At 58.4% G+C, this 17,411-nt stretch carries 13 protein-coding genes; 5 read left to right on the top strand and 8 right to left on the bottom strand.

What is annotated here, in order from left to right:
- Positions 1–22 precede the first annotated feature (22 nt).
- Positions 23–208: a ribbon-helix-helix protein, CopG family gene (locus AO353_RS10310; RefSeq protein ID WP_054594837.1), complete on the bottom strand. Its 186-nt coding sequence runs from the start codon at positions 206–208 to the stop codon at positions 23–25.
- Between the two features lie 254 nt (positions 209–462).
- Positions 463–2,103 carry an NRAMP family divalent metal transporter gene (locus AO353_RS10305; protein ID WP_054594836.1) on the bottom strand — a complete coding sequence of 547 codons (1,641 nt, stop codon included), beginning with the start codon at positions 2,101–2,103 and terminating at the stop codon, positions 463–465.
- Positions 2,104–3,419: 1,316 nt separating this feature from the next.
- On the opposite strand from AO353_RS10305, the gene AO353_RS10300 reads away from it, so the two are divergent.
- The 5 genes from AO353_RS10300 (at position 3,420) to AO353_RS10280 (ending at position 10,293) form a co-directional block, all read left to right on the top strand.
- Entirely contained in the window at positions 3,420–5,162 is a 1,743-nt protein-coding gene (locus AO353_RS10300; RefSeq protein ID WP_054594835.1) for an ABC transporter permease, read from the top strand.
- A 14-nt stretch (positions 5,163–5,176) separates the two neighbouring features.
- A complete protein-coding gene (locus tag AO353_RS10295; protein WP_054594834.1) occupies positions 5,177–6,499 on the top strand; it encodes an AAA-associated domain-containing protein in 1,323 nt (440 codons plus the stop codon).
- 43 nt (positions 6,500–6,542) lie between these two features.
- Positions 6,543–7,445, top strand: coding sequence for a LysR family transcriptional regulator (locus AO353_RS10290; protein ID WP_054594833.1), 903 nt, complete (start codon positions 6,543–6,545; stop codon positions 7,443–7,445).
- A 130-nt stretch (positions 7,446–7,575) separates the two neighbouring features.
- Entirely contained in the window at positions 7,576–8,199 is a 624-nt protein-coding gene (locus AO353_RS10285) for a glutathione S-transferase family protein (RefSeq protein WP_054594832.1), read from the top strand.
- Positions 8,200–8,262: 63 nt separating this feature from the next.
- Complete coding sequence (locus AO353_RS10280) at positions 8,263–10,293, top strand: pyridoxamine 5'-phosphate oxidase family protein (protein ID WP_054594831.1); 2,031 nt, start codon at positions 8,263–8,265, stop codon at positions 10,291–10,293.
- 12 nt (positions 10,294–10,305) lie between these two features.
- Here AO353_RS10280 and AO353_RS10275 read toward each other — a convergent pair whose 3' ends face one another.
- Genes AO353_RS10275 through AO353_RS10250 form a run of 6 tightly spaced genes read right to left on the bottom strand, consistent with a single transcriptional unit; the run spans position 10,306 to position 17,408 of the window.
- Positions 10,306–11,436 carry a glycosyltransferase family 4 protein gene (locus AO353_RS10275; protein WP_054594830.1) on the bottom strand — a complete coding sequence of 377 codons (1,131 nt, stop codon included), beginning with the start codon at positions 11,434–11,436 and terminating at the stop codon, positions 10,306–10,308.
- A complete protein-coding gene (locus AO353_RS10270; protein ID WP_054594829.1) occupies positions 11,437–12,567 on the bottom strand; it encodes a glycosyltransferase family 4 protein in 1,131 nt (376 codons plus the stop codon).
- Positions 12,551–13,918, bottom strand: a complete 1,368-nt coding sequence (locus AO353_RS10265) for a glycosyltransferase family 4 protein (RefSeq protein ID WP_054594828.1) — start codon at positions 13,916–13,918, stop codon at positions 12,551–12,553. The genes AO353_RS10270 and AO353_RS10265 overlap by 17 nt, the downstream gene beginning before the upstream one ends.
- Positions 13,915–15,168, bottom strand: coding sequence for an ABC transporter ATP-binding protein (locus AO353_RS10260; protein ID WP_054594827.1), 1,254 nt, complete (start codon positions 15,166–15,168; stop codon positions 13,915–13,917). Before AO353_RS10260 ends, AO353_RS10265 begins: the two co-directional genes overlap by 4 nt.
- Positions 15,168–15,965, bottom strand: coding sequence for an ABC transporter permease (locus tag AO353_RS10255; protein WP_054594826.1), 798 nt, complete (start codon positions 15,963–15,965; stop codon positions 15,168–15,170). The genes AO353_RS10260 and AO353_RS10255 overlap by 1 nt, the downstream gene beginning before the upstream one ends.
- Complete coding sequence (locus tag AO353_RS10250) at positions 15,966–17,408, bottom strand: mannose-1-phosphate guanylyltransferase/mannose-6-phosphate isomerase (protein ID WP_054594825.1); 1,443 nt, start codon at positions 17,406–17,408, stop codon at positions 15,966–15,968.
- Positions 17,409–17,411 lie beyond the last annotated feature (3 nt).

Raw genomic sequence — 17,411 nt, 5'->3', positions numbered from 1 at the left:
TGCCGGCCGCATGGCGAGTGAACTACTTACCATTGGCCGTTATTTTGCTTTTGGTCGAGTAGGACACGCCATGTGTCTCCAGGTAGTCTCGAATAAGCTGACGGACGACCTGTGAAGGCGTCAGGTCCTGAGATGCACAGAGCTCCTCCAGGGCTTTTTTCTTGACGGGATCAATGAGCACAGTCAGTCGTGCAGTCTTATTTTCCATGGAGTTGGCAGTACCCTAAGGCGTTCGATGATAATCAAATTCTAATGGCCGAGGCTTTGTTTGTCACCGTTCAGGTTCGTATGGTTTAGTTAGTTTGACTGTGATCAATGAGTAGTGCGAGCGCGTGAATCAGTGGTTTAAACGGATTAAGGTTTGAGTTGCAAGGCGGTGTAGTTCGGACGCTTACAAAGGGATAGCGGTTGTTTTACAGGCGGGACGAAAGCTTGCGCAATCCGGCCCGCCTGCTCACAGATTTAGGCGAGTGCCAGTTGAATGACTTTGTAAATCACCATACCCATTGCCACCACCAGGTAAGCGCGCAACACGCCCATCCAGATACGGTTTCGTTGCGACAGTACCATCGGCTTCAGCTGTGCCAGTGGCGGCATCCGCCACGAGTACATCATTTGTTGGGTGAAGGTAACGGTGCTCTCAGGCAGCATCCCTTTGTCGACTTCTGCGCGAGCGTGCAGCACATTCACCGCAATGGCGATGACGAGCCCCACCATGCCTCCACCGATGAGGATGTTGGTGATGGTTTCACCGGACATATCCGGGAAGGCCACCGCCGCGGTCAAGATGACCGACATCAGTACGAGCACTGCCACAATGACTGCAGTAATGAGATTGGTGAAGCGCTTGTTCGTCCATGGGCCCAGTACTTCCTTATCGTTGCACAGTAGCAACAGGAATACGGTGGCGCTTGGCAGCAGTACCCCCGCCAGCGTCTGTACCGCGTTGGTCAACAGGCCGAGCGGCACGCCCGGAATCAACACCAGCGCCGCAGCGAGGGCGATCAAGGCGCAGTACATCAGGTAAAAGCCTTTGGCATCGCCTGGTTTACGGTGCAGCGAGTGTTTCAGGTTCAGGACATCACCCAGTGCGTAGGCGGTCGATAGCGACACCGCCATTGCACCGATGATGCTGGCGTCGATCAACGCGATGGCAAACAACACGCCCGGCAGGCGTCCGTGATATTTGGCGATACCTGTGGCGATGGCGCCGGCATCGGTGAACTGGCCAAACTCAGGGTGACCGACAAAAACCTGCGCGGTGAAAGCGATCATTGCCACGGCACCAATCACCACCATTGCAATGCCCAGCCATAGATCGGCGCGTTCGTACTTGATGAAGCGCGGAGTGATGCGTTTGTCGATCACGTAGCTTTGCTGGAAGAACAGCTGCCATGGCGCCACGGTGGTACCCACGATGCCGATGATCAGCAACAACACTTCCGACAGCTTGCCGTCAGTCGGCAGTTGCGGGATGAAAAAGTCGTGAGCGACTTGTGCCATCGGTGGATGAATCATCACGAAAATCGGTACCAGCAGCAGGCTGCCGATCACCAGGATCAACGCGAAGCGTTCGAAGCGCCGGAAGTCGCCGGTACAGGCGGCGAGCATGATGAACACCGCTGCCACACACACACCGGCCACCTTGGGCACACCGAGGAAATCCATCCCGAGGCTGATGCCGATGAACTCGGTAACAATGGTCAGCGCGTTGAGGATGAACAGGTCGATCGCACTGAACGCACCCCAGAACTTGCCGAAGCGTTCAATGATCAGTCGGGCGTGACCGACACCCGTCACGGCCCCCAGACGCAGCACCATTTCCTGATTGACGTACAACACCGGAATCAACAGTGCCATGGTCCACAGTAGCATGGTCCCGTAGTTCTGGCCGGCCTGGCCGTAAGTGCTGAATGCGCCGGCGTCATTATCGCCGACCATTACGATCAACCCGGGGCCGAGGATGGCCATCAGTGTTTTGAAGCGCTGCCACCAACCCTTGCGCGGGGCGATGTCGTCATGACGGATGGTACCGAATGCTCCGCGGATGTCTCCGGCGTGGGCGCTGTCAAGAACAGCCGTTTCAATCTTCAAGTTGGACATAACGAATCTCTCCAAAAGCGTAACGCTGGATGCCGCTTTCGATTCCCGCCGGACAGGTGCGTAGGTGCTTTCCCTCTGAAAACCACAGCCTGAAGCTGGATCAGAGTGAAAAATCAGGCGTCCTGGCGCTCAGGGGCGCGAAATAAACGGGCACTAAACCATCGACACAAAAGTGGTCAGGGTCGTGAAGAGGTCACACGGAGAGAAATGCGGGGGAAGTACAGGAAGGAGATCAGCCAGTGATGGTTGTGCTGCTACCCGCTAGATGCCGCCATTTCAGTCAGAGTGACCGGACTACTATTACTGGGGTCCATAGGTGGTCTCTCCTTCATTTTTTTCATGGCGGCACAGCTTCAAATATTGAGAGGGCTGTAGATTCTTTTCAGGTGGCATGACGCCCTCCTTTACGTACCTGGCGGTACGAACACGTTAAAACAATCGCTACTGCACAGATGAAGGCAGGCGATGGGTCAGAAACCTGTGACCGTAGCGAACGCGAGGCGCACGTACGGATTAGAAGCGCACAGAAAAATCCGCCCGCTCAGGTTTGATGTTTTAGTTACGCGAAGGAGTTTGATACTGATGCGCGCAACGTCCTGCTCTCGGCAAGACGTTGGCTAAGGGGATCTAGCTGAGGTCGTGCCGAGTTTTTACGGAGGATTTCTCCGATTTACAACAATGACTGTCCAAAGAAAAATGACCTCAGATGTAACAAGTTGTAAATTTTGGCGAGCCGAGCAGGGAAAGTCAACACAGCTCACCCAACCCCCCGCTCGCTACCAGATGGCCCGTGGAATCGGGGTGCGGCGATAGGTATCGATTCTGCCAAGGGGATGGTGACCATTCACAAATACGTAAAAAATACGTCAAGTTTATGTTTCTGTAACAATTTGAAACGTACAATCCGCCCCGGAAATGCAGCGCGTCGGCATTGATCTCGGTTGCGTGTGCCGCAGGCAAAACCTGCGGCCGAATGACGTCGTGCTTTTCCTGTCCAAATATCCTTTTCACTCCCGTTCAGGAGACTCCAGCCATGGATCCTGCCGATTCTCGGCGGGCCACCCATTGAGATGCCGAGTGAGGCGCAGAGGGTAAATGGTGTGTTCGGATCCCCGGAGTTCTGAGCCACTGAACCATTTTCTGCATCGCCCCGTAGCGTTCGTTTGTGTGGCCTCCCTCCGTCGTTTTATTACCCCGCTAGAGTTGTACTTGGCTGTGCTTCAACTGTTTGTTGAGCCGTTCTGTGCGCGGTTGCTCTAGAACCTGTTGATCGGTGGTCAACGATCACCTCCAGAACGCTACTGGAATCACTGAACATGAATAAGGTATTGCGTCATTACATACCGGCCACGGCACAACGATTGCTTCCCAACCGATGGGACCTGATCGCCATGCCGTTGGTGATTGGCTTCTTGCTGTTTTTCTCGATTGGTGCGCGCGAGACCTGGGCTCCAATTTCGACGTTGCAGACGCAGGTCATTTCGCTGGACCCGAGCGACCTGCCTGAATATGCAATCCGCACGACATTGCGCATGCTCGCGGCCATGGTGGCGGCGCTGATTTTCACGTTGGTCTACGGCACGTTGGCGGCCAAGAGCCGGCGCGCAGAGAAGCTGCTGGTGCCGGTGCTGGATATCCTGCAATCGGTGCCGGTGCTCGGCTATATCTCGTTCACCGTGACATTTTTCCTGCTGCTGTTTCCAGGGCGTGTGCTGGGCGCGGAGTGCGCAGCGATCTTTGCCATTTTCACCAGCCAGGCCTGGAATATGACGTTCAGCTTCTACCAGTCGCTGCGTACGGTGCCTCGGGATCTGGAAGAGGTGTCCAGCAACCTGCAGCTTTCCGGCTGGCAAAAGTTCTGGAAACTCGATGTGCCGTTCGCCATTCCGGGCCTGGTCTGGAACATGATGATGAGCATGTCCGGTGGCTGGTTCTTCGTGGTGGCCTCGGAAGCGATCACCGTGGGAGACAAAACCATCACCTTGCCGGGCGTCGGCTCCTATCTGGCGACCGCTATCGAACAACGCGACATGCACGCCGTGGGTTACGTCATTCTGGCGATGATTGTGGTCATCCTGATTTACGACCAGTTCCTGTTCCGGCCTCTGGTAGCCTGGGCGGACAAGTTCCGGATGGAAAACACGGCTTCACAGGCCGGGGCTCCCGAGTCCTGGGTACTGAATCTGATCCAGCGCACCCGCGTCGTTCAGCGCCTGTTGCGACCTTTTATCCGGGTTATCGTGCGCATCACCAACATGCGCCTGAGCCTGCCACGTTCCAAAGCGGTGACCGTTCAGGCCAGTCCGACGGTTTCAAGAGTTATCGATTGGGTCTGGGGCTCGGCGATTGCGCTAATGACCCTGTATGCGCTGTATCACATCGTGATTTACGTTGGCAGCGAGGTGACGCTAGGCGAACTTTGGCATGTGATCGGTCTGGGCACCATCACCCTGCTGCGGGTGGCTTTGTTGATTCTGGTGGCCTCGCTGATCTGGGTCCCGCTGGGCGTGATGATCGGCTTGCGCCCGCATCTGGCGGAGAAAATCCAGCCGCTGGCCCAGTTCCTCGCAGCGTTCCCGGCGAACCTGTTGTTTCCGGTGTTTGTCATCGTGATTCTGCGCTATCAGTTGAACCCGGATATCTGGTTGAGCCCGCTGATTGTGTTAGGCACCCAGTGGTACATCCTGTTCAACGTGATCGCTGGTGCCAGCGCCTTTCCCAACGACTTCCGCGAGGCTGCGACCAATTTCCGTATTCGCGGCTGGCAGTGGTGGCGCAAGGTCATGCTGCCCGGCATCTTTCCTTATTATGTGACCGGTGCGATTACCGCCTCGGGCGGGGCGTGGAACGCCAGTATCGTGTCCGAATTCGTTTCCTGGGGGCAGGACAAGGTGGTCGCTCACGGTTTGGGGGCCTACATCGCCCAGACCACTGCGGCTGGCGACTTTCCGAAAATTACCTTGGGTGTGGTGGTGATGTCGTTCTTTGTCGTGGCGTTCAACCGCGTTCTGTGGCGGCCGTTGTACGCGGTTGCTGAAAACAAACTCCGTCTGAATTAACAGGGGTCGATTTGATGAATAGCCAGGCTGAAAAAACAGGCGCGCACTCCGAAATTTATGCACTCAAGAACGTCTGTCGAGGATTCGGCAAAGGCAAGGACGAGTTACAGGTACTCAGCGACGTCGATCTGACCCTGCGCGAAGGTGAAATCGTCGGCATGCTGGGTCGTTCCGGCTCCGGTAAGTCGACGCTGCTACGGATCATTGCCGGTCTGATCCTGCCCTCCTCAGGCGAGGTTCGCTATAACGGCTCGTTATTGACCGGACCTGCCGAAGGCGTGGCCATGGTCTTTCAGACCTTTGCCCTGTTTCCCTGGCTGACCGTTCTGGAAAACGTCGAAGCCGGTCTTCAGGCGTTGCAGGTTGAACCCAAGGCTGCGCGCAAGCGTGCACTGGCAGCGATCGACCTGATCGGCCTCGACGGATTCGAAAACGCGTACCCACGGGAATTGTCGGGTGGCATGCGCCAGCGCGTAGGCTTTGCCCGGGCGCTGGTGGTCAATCCGACCTTGCTGTTGATGGACGAACCCTTCTCGGCGCTGGACGTACTGACGGCTGAAACCCTGAGAACCGATTTGCTGGACCTGTGGAGCGGCGGCCAGCTGCCGATCAAGTCCATCCTGATCGTGACTCACAACATCGAAGAGGCGGTGTTGATGTGCGACCGCGTGTTGGTGTTGTCGTCGAACCCCGGCCGGGTCGTGGCACAAATCCGTGTGCCGTTCGCCCACCCGCGCAACCGCCTGGACCCGGCCTTTCGCAAAATGGTCGATGACATCTATGCACTGATGACCAACCGACGCAGTGCCGATGCCAAAACCGGCAAGGCCGAACTGCAATTGGGCAGCCCGTTGCCTGAAGTGTCGACCAACTTGATGGCTGGTCTGATTTCTGCGCTGGCGGCCGAGCCGTATTATGGGCAGGACAGCCTCTCCAATGTTGCCGAGCGCCTGTTGCTGGAGGTCGACGACCTGTTTCCGGTGGCGGAGATGCTCGAGCATCTAGGGTTTGCCGAACTCAAGGGCGCCGACATCAAGTTGACCGACGCGGGCAAGCTGTTCGATGAGTACGGTACCCAGGAACGCAAAACCATTTTTGCCGATCATCTGCTCCGTTATGTGCCCTTGGCCGCCCGTATTCGCCAGGTGTTGCAGGAGCGACGCGGTCATTGGGCGCCGCGTGTGCGTTTCGAGCAGGAGTTGGGAGACTCGCTCAGTGACACCGCAGTAGAAGAAACGCTGGAGAACGTGATCAGTTGGGGCCGGTACGCCGAAATATTCTCCTATGACGACAACACCGAAACCTTCAGTCTGGAAGATGTCGAAGGCAGTCTGTAACCGGCTCATTCAAGGCCGGACACGACGATGCAACAGGTAGCTCATGGACAGACTCCAGGAAATGCAGGTATTCGTCGCCGTGGCGCAAGAGCAGGGTTTCTCTGCGGCGGCGCGGCGTCTGGGGTTGTCTGCTGCCAGCGTGACGCGGGCGGTGGCGGCGCTGGAGGTGCGTATCGGCACTCAATTGCTCACCCGCACCACGCGCAGTCTGCATTTGAGCGAGGCCGGTCAGCGTTATCTGGACGACTGTCGACGCATTCTGGCGGACATTCAGGAAGCCGAAGCGTCAGCTGCCGGCAGTCATGCGCAGCCGCGTGGGCAACTGACGATCACTGCGCCAGTGCTGTTCGGTGAGTTGTTCGTGACGCCGGTGATGGTTGGCTATCTTGAGCAGTTTCCCGATATCAGTATCAACGCATTGCTGGTCGACCGGGTGGTGAGCATGGTCGAGGAGGGCATCGACGTCGCCGTGCGCATCGGTGAACTGCCTGACAGCAATCAGCACGCCATTCTGGTCGGCGAGGTGCGGCGGGTTATCTGCGGGTCTCCCGATTATCTGAAGCGTCATGGTCGGCCAATGCATCCCAATGATCTGGGCCGAGCGCGGATTGTTGCCACCTCGTCCATTGGGCAACAGCGAAACTGGCCCTTTAGCGAGGCCGGAGAGGTGTTGAGCATTCGCCCTGAACCGCGTCTGGTGGTCACGGCGAATCAGGCGGCAATCACAGCCGCGGCTCTGGGGCTTGGATTGACCCGGGTTCTTTCCTATCAGGTGGCCAGCAAGGTCGCCAGCGGTGAGCTGGAAATCGTCCTGCAAGACTTCGAACTGCCGCCGTTGCCCATCCATGTGGTGTATCAGGGCGGGCGCAAGGCGCCGGTGCGGGTACGCAGTTTCGTGGACTATGCGGTGAAGGCATTGCGTGAACATCCGGCATTGCGCGCCTGAGGTGTTATTGCGCTGGATGAAATGATCGATTGTGTTTTCTGGTTATTCTGTTGATTTGATGGCAGGTGGAAGATAACGCCACTTAGCGCGGTTCCCTCCTGAACCGCGCGATCCAGCCGCGGAGTCGACCATGCACGCCATCAAACTCTACAACTTCCCACGTTCCGGCCACGCCCACCGTGTGGAGCTGATGCTCTCACTGCTTGAGCTGCCAACCGAACTGATCTTCGTCGATCTGGCGAAAGGCGCGCACAAACAGCCGGACTTTCTTGCACTCAATGCCTTTGGTCAGGTCCCGGTGATCGACGACCAAGGTGTGGTGCTGGCCGATTCCAACGCGATTCTGGTGTATCTGGCGCAGAAATACGGCAAGGGCCGCTGGCTGCCGGCCGACCCGGTCGGTGCGGCCAGGGTTCAGCGCTGGCTGTCGATAGCGGCCGGGCCGATTGCCTTTGGTCCGGCCATTGCCCGGCTGATCACGGTATTCGGTGCGCCTAACAATGCCGATGAAGTGATTACCCGTTCGCACAACCTGCTCAAAGTGATTGATCAGGAACTGAGCAAATCCACCTATCTTGCGGGTGATGAGCCAACCATCGCCGATGTTGCTGCCTACAGCTACATCGCCCATGCGCCGGAAGGCAACGTGTCGTTGGCTGACTATGCCAACGTGCGGGCCTGGCTGGCGCGGATCGAGGCCTTGCCCGGTTTTGTCGGCATGCCACGCACCGTGGCCGGATTGCAAACTGCCTGAAGCGCCACGGCCCAACAATGTCGGGCCGTTCACACTGCGCCGGGTGCGCAGGGGAGAACCGTGATGGAGCTTTCACCTTGGCATGCCGGCGAGAAACAGTTGCAGGCTCATGCAGGGGTTGCCGAGCGTATGGAAGCGCACGGGCGCAAGGTGATCCGCAAGCTAATGCCGGATCAGCATCGGCAGTTCTATCGTCAGTTGCCGTTCATGGTGTTCGGTGCCGTGGACGCCGACGGTAACCCTTGGGCGAGTATCCTTGAAGGCCCGCCGGGGTTCGCCCATTCCCCTGAACCTGCACAGTTGCAACTCGACAGCCTGCCAACGCTGAACGACCCGGCGCAATTACACGCCGGGGCGGCGATTGGTTTGCTGGGGATCGAGTTGCACACAAGACGGCGCAACCGGATCAACGGCCGGGTCGGCACGATTGACGTGCAAGGCCTGAGCGTCTCGGTCGAGCAGTCCTTCGGTAATTGCCCGCAGTACATTCAATTGCGGCAGTTCGAATCGGTGCCGTTGGCCGATCCGTCGACCCGTATCGCACAGCGCCTGAATTCGCTGGATGACGCGGCCGCGGCGATGATTCGGGATGCCGACACCCTTTTTGTCGCCAGTTACGTGGATGTGGATAACTCACGCTCTGTGGATGTTTCCCACCGTGGTGGCCAGACGGGTTTTGTTCAGGTCGAGGGTGACTGCCTGACCATCCCTGATTTTGCCGGCAATCTGCACTTCAATACCTTGGGCAACCTGCTGCTCAATCCGCGGGCGGGGTTGCTGTTTATCGATTTCACTACGGGCGATCTGCTGCAGGTCAGCGGTCGTACCGAAATCATCCTCGATGGCCCACAAGTAGAAGCCTTTCAAGGCGCCGAACGGTTGTGGAAGCTGCATGTGCAGCAGGTGGTTCGGCGACCTGCAGCGTTGGCGTTGCGCTGGCGCTTCGATGGGGTTTCGCCCACCAGTCTGCTGACCGGCACCTGGGAACAGGCTGCCGCCAGGTTGCAGGCAGCGGCATTGGGCGATCACTGGTGGCCATTGCGGGTGTCCCGGATCGAGCGGGAAAGCCAGAGCATTCGCTCAATCTATCTGGAGCCGGCTGACGGTGCCGGGTTACCGCTGTTCCAGGCCGGGCAGCACTTGCCGGTGCGTTTCACGCTTGATGGCCAGGTGCATATCCGCACTTACAGTCTGTCGAGTGCGCCCTCCGATGAATTCTTCCGTATCAGCGTGAAACGTGAAGGGTTGGTGTCGTCACATTTGCACGAACACATTCGAGTCGGTGACCTGATTGAAGCCCGCGCACCGCAAGGGCATTTCACGCTGGCCGCCAATGAACGCCGGCCGCTGGTGCTGTTGGCGGCCGGCGTCGGTATTACGCCGTTGTTGTCGATGCTCCGTGAAGTGGTTTACCAGGGCCAGCGCACACGGCGTACCCGCCCGACCTGGTTGATCCAGAGTTCGCGTAGCCTGGCTGATCAGCCATTTCGCGCTGAGCTTGAGCGCTTGCTGGAGGGTGCGGATGACGCAGTGCGGGTATTACGTCTGCTCAGCCAGCCGGAGCGCGAAGCCCTGGAAGGCGAGGATTTTGACCTGACCGGGCGCATCGACCTCGCACTGCTTAAAACCATCCTGTTGGTGGAAGACTACGATCAGCTGGATTTTGTCTTGTGTGGTCCGAGCAGTTTCACTCAAGGGCTATACGACGATTTACGTGGGCTGGATATTCGCGATCAGCGGATTCACGCCGAAACCTTTGGTCCTTCGACGCTACGTCGGCAGCCGGATCCAGAGGTGGTAGTCATCGATCAGTCTCCAGTGGCCACCACCTCGGTCGCGGTGGTGTTTCAGCGCTCGGCCATTGATGCGCGCTGGCAGCCGGACGGCGGCAGTTTGCTGGAGTTGGCAGAAAGCCAGGGTTTGCGGCCAGAGTTCAGCTGTCGCGGCGGTTCCTGCGGCACCTGCAAGACCCGTTTGATCAGCGGTCAGGTGAGTTATCCACAGCCCCCGGCGGAGTTACCCGGTGCGGGGGAAGTGCTGATTTGCTGTGCAGTTCCGGCTCAGGGCCAGCAACCGCTGGTGCTTGATCTGTAATCAGTATGGGAGCTACGCGTAAGACAGCGATTTCTCTGCCAGCAACTCCTGATACAACTCGGTCCATTTGCGACCCATTTCGTCAGCGGTAAACAACTGCTGGTAACGCGCTTCAGCCTTCACACCCATTTCCGCTGCCTGGAGAGGGTTTTCCCATAGCGTGCGCATGGCTTCGCGAAACGCCTGTGGATCACTCGGAGGCACCACCAGCCCGGTCTCGCTGTGAATATTGATGTAACTGGTACCGGTGCCGATTTCGCTGGAGATCATCGGTTTACCGTACATCGCCCCTTCGAGCAGGGAGATGCCAAATGCTTCGGAGCGTAGGTGTGACGGAAACACAATCGCGTAGCTCAGTTGCAACAGCGCGACTTTGTCTTCGTCGTCCAGGCGCCCAAGGAAATGCAGGTTGCGCAGACCCAGCCTTGCCGCCTGGGCGTGCAGCTCTTTCTCCAGTGGCCCGGCACCAACAATCACAACCGGGTAGTCGACACCTTTGAGCGCATCGAGCAGGATGTGCAGGCCTTTGTAATAGCGCATGACGCCCACAAACAGGAAAAACCGTTCACCCAGGCGCTCGCGCCAACGAGCCATACGTTCGGTGTCAGGTTTTGGATAGCCGGACTTGTTCAGGCCATAGGGAATGACCCGGGTTTTGTCTGGAAAGCTCTGAAGAATGTCGCTGGAGTGAAGGTAGTTCGGTGATGCCGCGACAATCCGGTCGGCGCTGGCGAGAAAACGGTTCATCAGCGGCTGGTAGAGTTTGAGCAGGTGTTTTTGACGAATAATGTCGGAGTGATAGGTCACTACGCAGGGCTTGTTCATGCCGCTGAAAAAATGCACCAGGTCCATGAATGGCCATGGAAAGTGGTAATTGACCACATCGGCCTCAGCAGCCATTTCCCGAAACTGCTTGAATACACTGTAGGAGAACCCGGTGGAAGCGAACTGCACATCGAGTTTGGCCCGATGAACCTCATGCTGCCCCAGTTGGATGACTGCCGGGCTCGGGTTAGCGCTAAGCGTCAGAACCTGGCTTTCGATGCCGTGCTGGGCGCCACTCTCACACAATTGAAAGATCACTTGTTCGATACCGCCGACTGAGTCGGGCAGATACGTTTTGAAAAAGTGGAGTACGCGCATTCAACCTCCCAGAGCCTGGTGGTAGGCGCTAGCTGTAATCGCCGCGCAACGCTCCCAGGAAAAAAGCTTCGCTTGTCGCAACCCTGCTTCTCGGCATGCCTGCCAATGCGCTTGATCGTCGGCCAGACACCTCATTGCCTCGCTCAATCCGTGCAAATCGTCAGGCTCGATATAGTTACCCGCAGCACCCGCGACCTCCGGCATGGCCGAACGTCGGGTCAATATCACCGGAGTACCGCTGGCCATGGCCTCCAGAACCGGAAGGCCGAAACCTTCATAAATTGACGGAAAAACAAGCGCTCGGGCACCGGCGAGCAGTTCTGCGACCTGTTCATCCGGCAGGTACCCCAGCAGGCGGACATGACCGCTTGCCAGCGCCGTGTGTAATTCATTTACGAGCTGTTCGCCTTTCCACCCGGCCATTCCCACCACCAGTAAAGGAAAGTGCTGACGCAGTGCTTCAGGCAACTGCGCGTGAGCACGCAATGCCAGCGACAGGTTCTTGCGCGGCTCCAGAGTACCGACACACAGAAAGTACCCCTGTGGCTGCACGCCGTGAGGGTGCAGCGCCTGCTGCAAGAACTGATTCGAACGTGGATGAAAACGCGCTGCAGCCCCCAGAGGGGCAACCACGAAACGCTCGGGGCCGAGACCGAAATAGCGCTGGGCCTCGTCGGCGACAAACTGTGAGTCGGTCAGGATCAGGCGTGCCTGGCGCACACCTTGGCCCAGTCGACGTTCAATCTCCCGTAACCGCGCTGCCGGTTGGGTCGACGGATAGTGCAGGTGGGTCAGGTCGTGCAGGGTGATGATGGTCGGGCCCTTGAACGCCAGGGGCCACAGACTTGGTTCGTGGTAGAGGTCAATGGCCTTCGAGTGTCCTTGGTCGAAGCGCCGTTGTTCCAGCCAGCGACGTGCCTGATAGGCACCGGGGATCTGCCGCAGCAACGGAGTCAGTCGTGAGTAAGCGGGCATTGCTGCTGCCGGTAGCGACGAACTCCAGCCCCAGCCGTGGAAAAATGACAGTTCCAGGTCAGGCTCATGGGTCAGTGCATTGACCAGTTCGGCCAGGTAGTGGCCGATACCGGTTCGGGGTGCCTGCAGGATTCGTGCGTTAAGGGCAATCTGCATGTTGCCTCTCAACGGCTACCGGAGTCCTCTTCAGGTTGCGCAGGACTCGCTCGATCAATTGTGCACTGGCCTCGTGCCAGCCGAACCAGCGCCATTCGCTCACCTTGCGCGCGGCCGGGAAGGTCCCGGTGTTTTCCATGTGGGTGATCAGGTCGACCAGGCTTTGCGGGGCCGCGAGATCGAAATAGGCCATGAACTCACCGCCAATTTCGCGGAACACCGGAATGTCGCTGCCCATCGCCGGCAAACCGCGCTGCATCGCTTCAACCAGTGGCAGGCCGAAGCCTTCGACGTAGGACGGAAATACCAGTGCACTGGCGTGAGAGTAGGCATGTTCGAGACTGGTGTCGCTCAGGTCGTTGAACATGAACAGCCGTTGGTTCAGCTCCGGGTGCTTACGCACACGGTCGAGCAGGGCATCGCACTTCCAGCCGACTCTGCCGGCAATGCACAGTCGTGCTTTGGAGCCTGCTGTCCAGGCAAGCTCGAAGGCGTCGAGCAGATAGTCGTGGTTCTTTCGCGGCTCGATGGTGCTGACCATCAGGAATACCGGTTCCGGCGTTGTGAACAACCGGGCCAGGCGCGGCTCCACGGCGGCGGTGGCTTCGCTCAGGTCCAGTTCGGAGCCGAGGTGGAAATAGTCGAACCACAATGTCTCGGCTTTCGCCGGTCCGACCCGGCGATGCAATTCTTCACGCACCTGATCGCGCACCGTGGAGGAAATCGCCATGTAACCGTCGGCGGTTTGGCTGATCCAGTCGAACCACTCGTTGAAAATCTGCACCAGCCGTGTGTCGTAGAATTGCGGGTGAGTCAGGGGAATCAGGTCATAGACCACCGAAACGATGCCCACACCTTCGCGTTTGAGTTGTTCGGCAAACGGGAAAAAATCGGTATGCCAGGACGAGTCCAGCAGCACCAGTTGATCCCCCGGTTGATGCTGCAGCGGCGAGCAACGCTTGGGCAGTTGATACTGGTTGACCTGATCAATCAGGCGCAACGGAACGCTGAATACTGACAGTGTCGTGAGGCGGTAAGCCACATACAACGCTCGCCGGGTCCATCGCGAAGTGCACTGTTTGTCGAGACGTTGGTGCAGTTGGCAGTAGCGATGCGCCAGGCGCTCCAGGCGTCCGCCGAATGCCATCAACCCCTCGAAAAACGGAGTGTTCAAAGGGCCCAGTTTCAGCACTCGGTAGAGCTTGCCCTTGAGCATCACGACGGGAATGCATTCTGCGCCGTCGACGTTTTCCGACAGTTGATTGATGACGTTGCGCACCACCCGCTGAATGCCCGAATTGACCTTGGGGTGTTGGAACACATGGGTGCATTCCACCAGCAGGCGAGTCATGGCGCGATCTCCGAAACACTCTGTGCGGTTGTGCGGGTGATGGTGGTTTTCGCGCCCAGCCACGAGCAGCCGACGAAGTCTTCATGCCGGTTATTGATGACGTGGAACACCAGGCCGTAGTCGCGCCATTCGAAATTGCGGTCCAGGTGCGAGTCCAGCCGAGACAGGCTCAGGGCCACGGAATAGTTGCCCTTGCCAAGGCCCATGACGAAGGCAAAGCGGTAGGTGACCCGTTCAGAGGCCTGCAGGTCGGTCAGCGCCTGATCCTGGCGATGGGTGTTGATCCCATACATGGCCTGGCCCAGACGATCCTTGATCATGAAGCCCAGCACCAGCCGTTCGATGTCCTGGCGGACTTCGACCTGCACCTCCAGTACCACCGGCTGACCGACTTCGGCGGCGTCAATGGCGCGTTCGTGCTCATCCAGCAAGCGCACGCTGAGGATTGCGGCTTCGCCGGTGCCGGAAACGGTTTGTACTTGCCCGCCGGCGAGCATTTCCTGACGCACGGTCTGGCCTTCCCGTTCGGCGAGCAAGGCGTTGTAGTAATCCATGACGGCTTCGGGTGTGCCATGCATGGCCACGCGACCGTTTTCCAGGAGGATCGCCGAATCACAGATCGACTGGATAGCCGAACGGTCGTGGGACACGATCAGCAGCGTGGTACCGGCTTTGCGAAAGCTGCGGATGCGGTCGAAGCTCTTGTGCTGGAAGTAGGCGTCGCCCACCGACAGGGCTTCATCGACGATCAGGATGTCCGGGCGCCGGGCGGTAGCCACGCTGAAGGCCAGGCGCATCTGCATACCGCTTGAATAGGTGCGTACGGGGTGATCGATGGCTTCGCCGATCTCCGCGAAACGTTCGATTTCGGGCATCAGGGCTTCGATCTCTTCGATCGGCATGCCCAGCAGTTGCCCGGCCATGACCGCGTTCTGCCGACCGGTGAAATCCGCGTGAAAGCCCATGCCCAGTTCCAGCAGCGCGGCCACCCGGCCTTCGAGCTGAATCTGTCCACAGGTTGGCTGGGTGGTCCCGGTGATCATCTTCAGCAAGGTGCTTTTGCCGGCACCATTAACCCCGACGATGCCCACCGCTTCGCCGGGGGCAATCTCGAATTCCACACCTTGCAGCACCCAGTGCTGGCGATGGCGGATCGGCGAAAACGGGATCAGCCATTCGGCCAGTCGACTCCAGCGGCTGGGGTACTGTTTGTAAGCCTTGCCCAGGCCGGTAACGCGTATGTGCCCCATCAGAGTTCATCCACCATTTCGCCGACCCGTTGGCGAAACAGTCGCAGGCCGATCACGCAGAACAACACACCGATCACCAGGATCGGCAGCAGGGAACTCCATATCGGCCATTGGCCGTAGAGGAACAGGTTCTGGTAACTGCTGATCAGGTTGGTCAGGGGGTTGAGTTGCAGCAGGCGCTGGACCCACTCGGGCAGGATCGTCATCGGGTACACGATCGGCGTCAGCCAGAACCAGAATTGCAGGCAAATGCTGAATAACTGCCCGACATCGCGAAAGAATACGTTCAGCACGCCAAGAATCATCCCCAGTCCGGCGCAGAAGATCACCTGTAAGGCCAATAGTGGCACCAGCGCCAGCAAGGCCATGCCCGGCAGTCGCCCGGTGATCAGTAGAAAACCCAGAAACAGCCCGATGATGATCGCGAAGTTGATGCCGGCATTGAGCAGCACGATTACCGGTAAACAGATTCTCGGGAAGCTGATTTTCTTCAGCAGATTGGCGTTTTCCAGAAACATGTTCTGGCTGCGCAAGGTGATTTCCGAAAATAGTCCCCAAGTCAGTAATCCGGCGCAGAGGTAGACACTGTAGGCCATGCCGTCATCCACTCCCGGCAAGCGGGCGCGCATGATGTGGGAAAAGATCACGGTGTAGACGACGATCATTGAAAGCGGGTTGAGCACGGTCCACAGGGCACCGAACAACGAGTTGCGATAGCGCGACTGGAACTCTCGCTTGACGCTACCGAGGATGAAACCCCGGTAGCTCCACAGCGAGTGATACAAGTTGAGCAACATTCAGACCGCCCTGCCGTACTGATCTTCGAAGCGGACGATATCGTCCTCTCCCAGATACTCACCGCTTTGCACTTCAATGATCACCAGATCGATCACCCCCGGGTTTTCCAGACGATGCTTGTGCCCGGCGGCAATGAAGGTGGACTCGTTTTTAGCCACCAGACGCGACCCCGAACCGTTGTTGGTGACCTTGGCCATACCTTCGGCCTCCACCCAGTGTTCGTTGCGGTGATGGTGCATTTGCAGCGACAGCTTGGCGCCGGATTTGACCACGATGCGTTTGATCTTGAAGCGTGGACCTTCCTCCAGCACGGTGTAGGTGCCCCATGGTCGACTGACGGTGCGGTGCAGGCTATAGCTTTCGTGCTCTTTCTCTTTGAGCTGCTTGACCACCTTGCGCACGTCTTGTGCGCGGTCGGTATGGGCTACGAGCACGGCGTCGGCAGTGTCGATGACGATCAGGTTATCCACGCCTACCGTCGCGACCATTCGGCCATCGCTTTGGACGAAGTTGTTGTGACTGTCGATGAACAACGCATCGCCGCTGGCGCGGTTGTTCTGCGCGTCGGCCGCAACCAGGGCACTGACGGCGCCCCATGAACCGATGCCGCTGCAGTCGAAACCGGCGGGTATCACCACCACCTTGTTAGAGCGCTCCATCAAGGCATAGTCGATAGAAATATCAGTCATTTCGGCGAAATGTGTCGCCGACAATTCCTGTTGCAGACAGCCGCCGGTCTCGACTGTGGTGCTGGCCGCCAGGCACGCATCGGCCTGTTCGAGCAGTTGCGGGGCGTGGAGCTGCAACTGCGCTAGCAAAGTGCCGACCGAGAAACAGAACATGCCCGAGTTCCACAGGAAGTTGCCGCTTTCCAGGTAGTGCATGGCGGTTTGCAGGTCGGGTTTTTCGACGAAGCGTGCGACCTTGGTCGCACCTTGCTCGTCCAGTGGCTCACCCCGTTCGATGTAACCGAAACCGGTCTCCGGCGCCGTCGGGATCACGCCAAAGGTCACCAGATGCCCGGCCTCGGCCAGTTTCACGGCATGCCTGACAGCAGTCTTGAAAGCATCCTCGTTCTGGATCAGGTGGTCAGCCGGCATCACCACCAGAATCGCTTCGTTGCCGTGCAACGCTTGCAACGACAGGGCGGCGGCGGCGATGGCCGGCGCGGTATTACGGCCTACCGGTTCCAGCACGAAGTGGCCGCGGTGATGACCCAGATGGGCGTCCTGATAGTGATCCTTGCTTTGAAAGTAGTAGTCACGGTTGGTCACCGTGACGATATCTCCGTGTGTGCCGAGCAGCCCGGCCGCGCGCTGATAGGTCTTGCCCAACAGCGTCTGGCCATCGGGCAGGGTCATGAACGGCTTGGGATGTCCTTCACGCGAAACCGGCCACAGCCGGGTTCCGGCCCCCCCTGAAAGAATCACGGGAATCAGCATGGC

The sequence above is a fragment of the Pseudomonas fluorescens genome (assembly GCF_001307155.1).
GTDB classification, from domain to species: Bacteria; Pseudomonadota; Gammaproteobacteria; order Pseudomonadales; family Pseudomonadaceae; genus Aquipseudomonas; species Aquipseudomonas helvetica.
The sequence above is the reverse complement of the archived record's forward strand: the minus strand, read 5'-3'. Positions and strand labels throughout refer to the sequence as shown.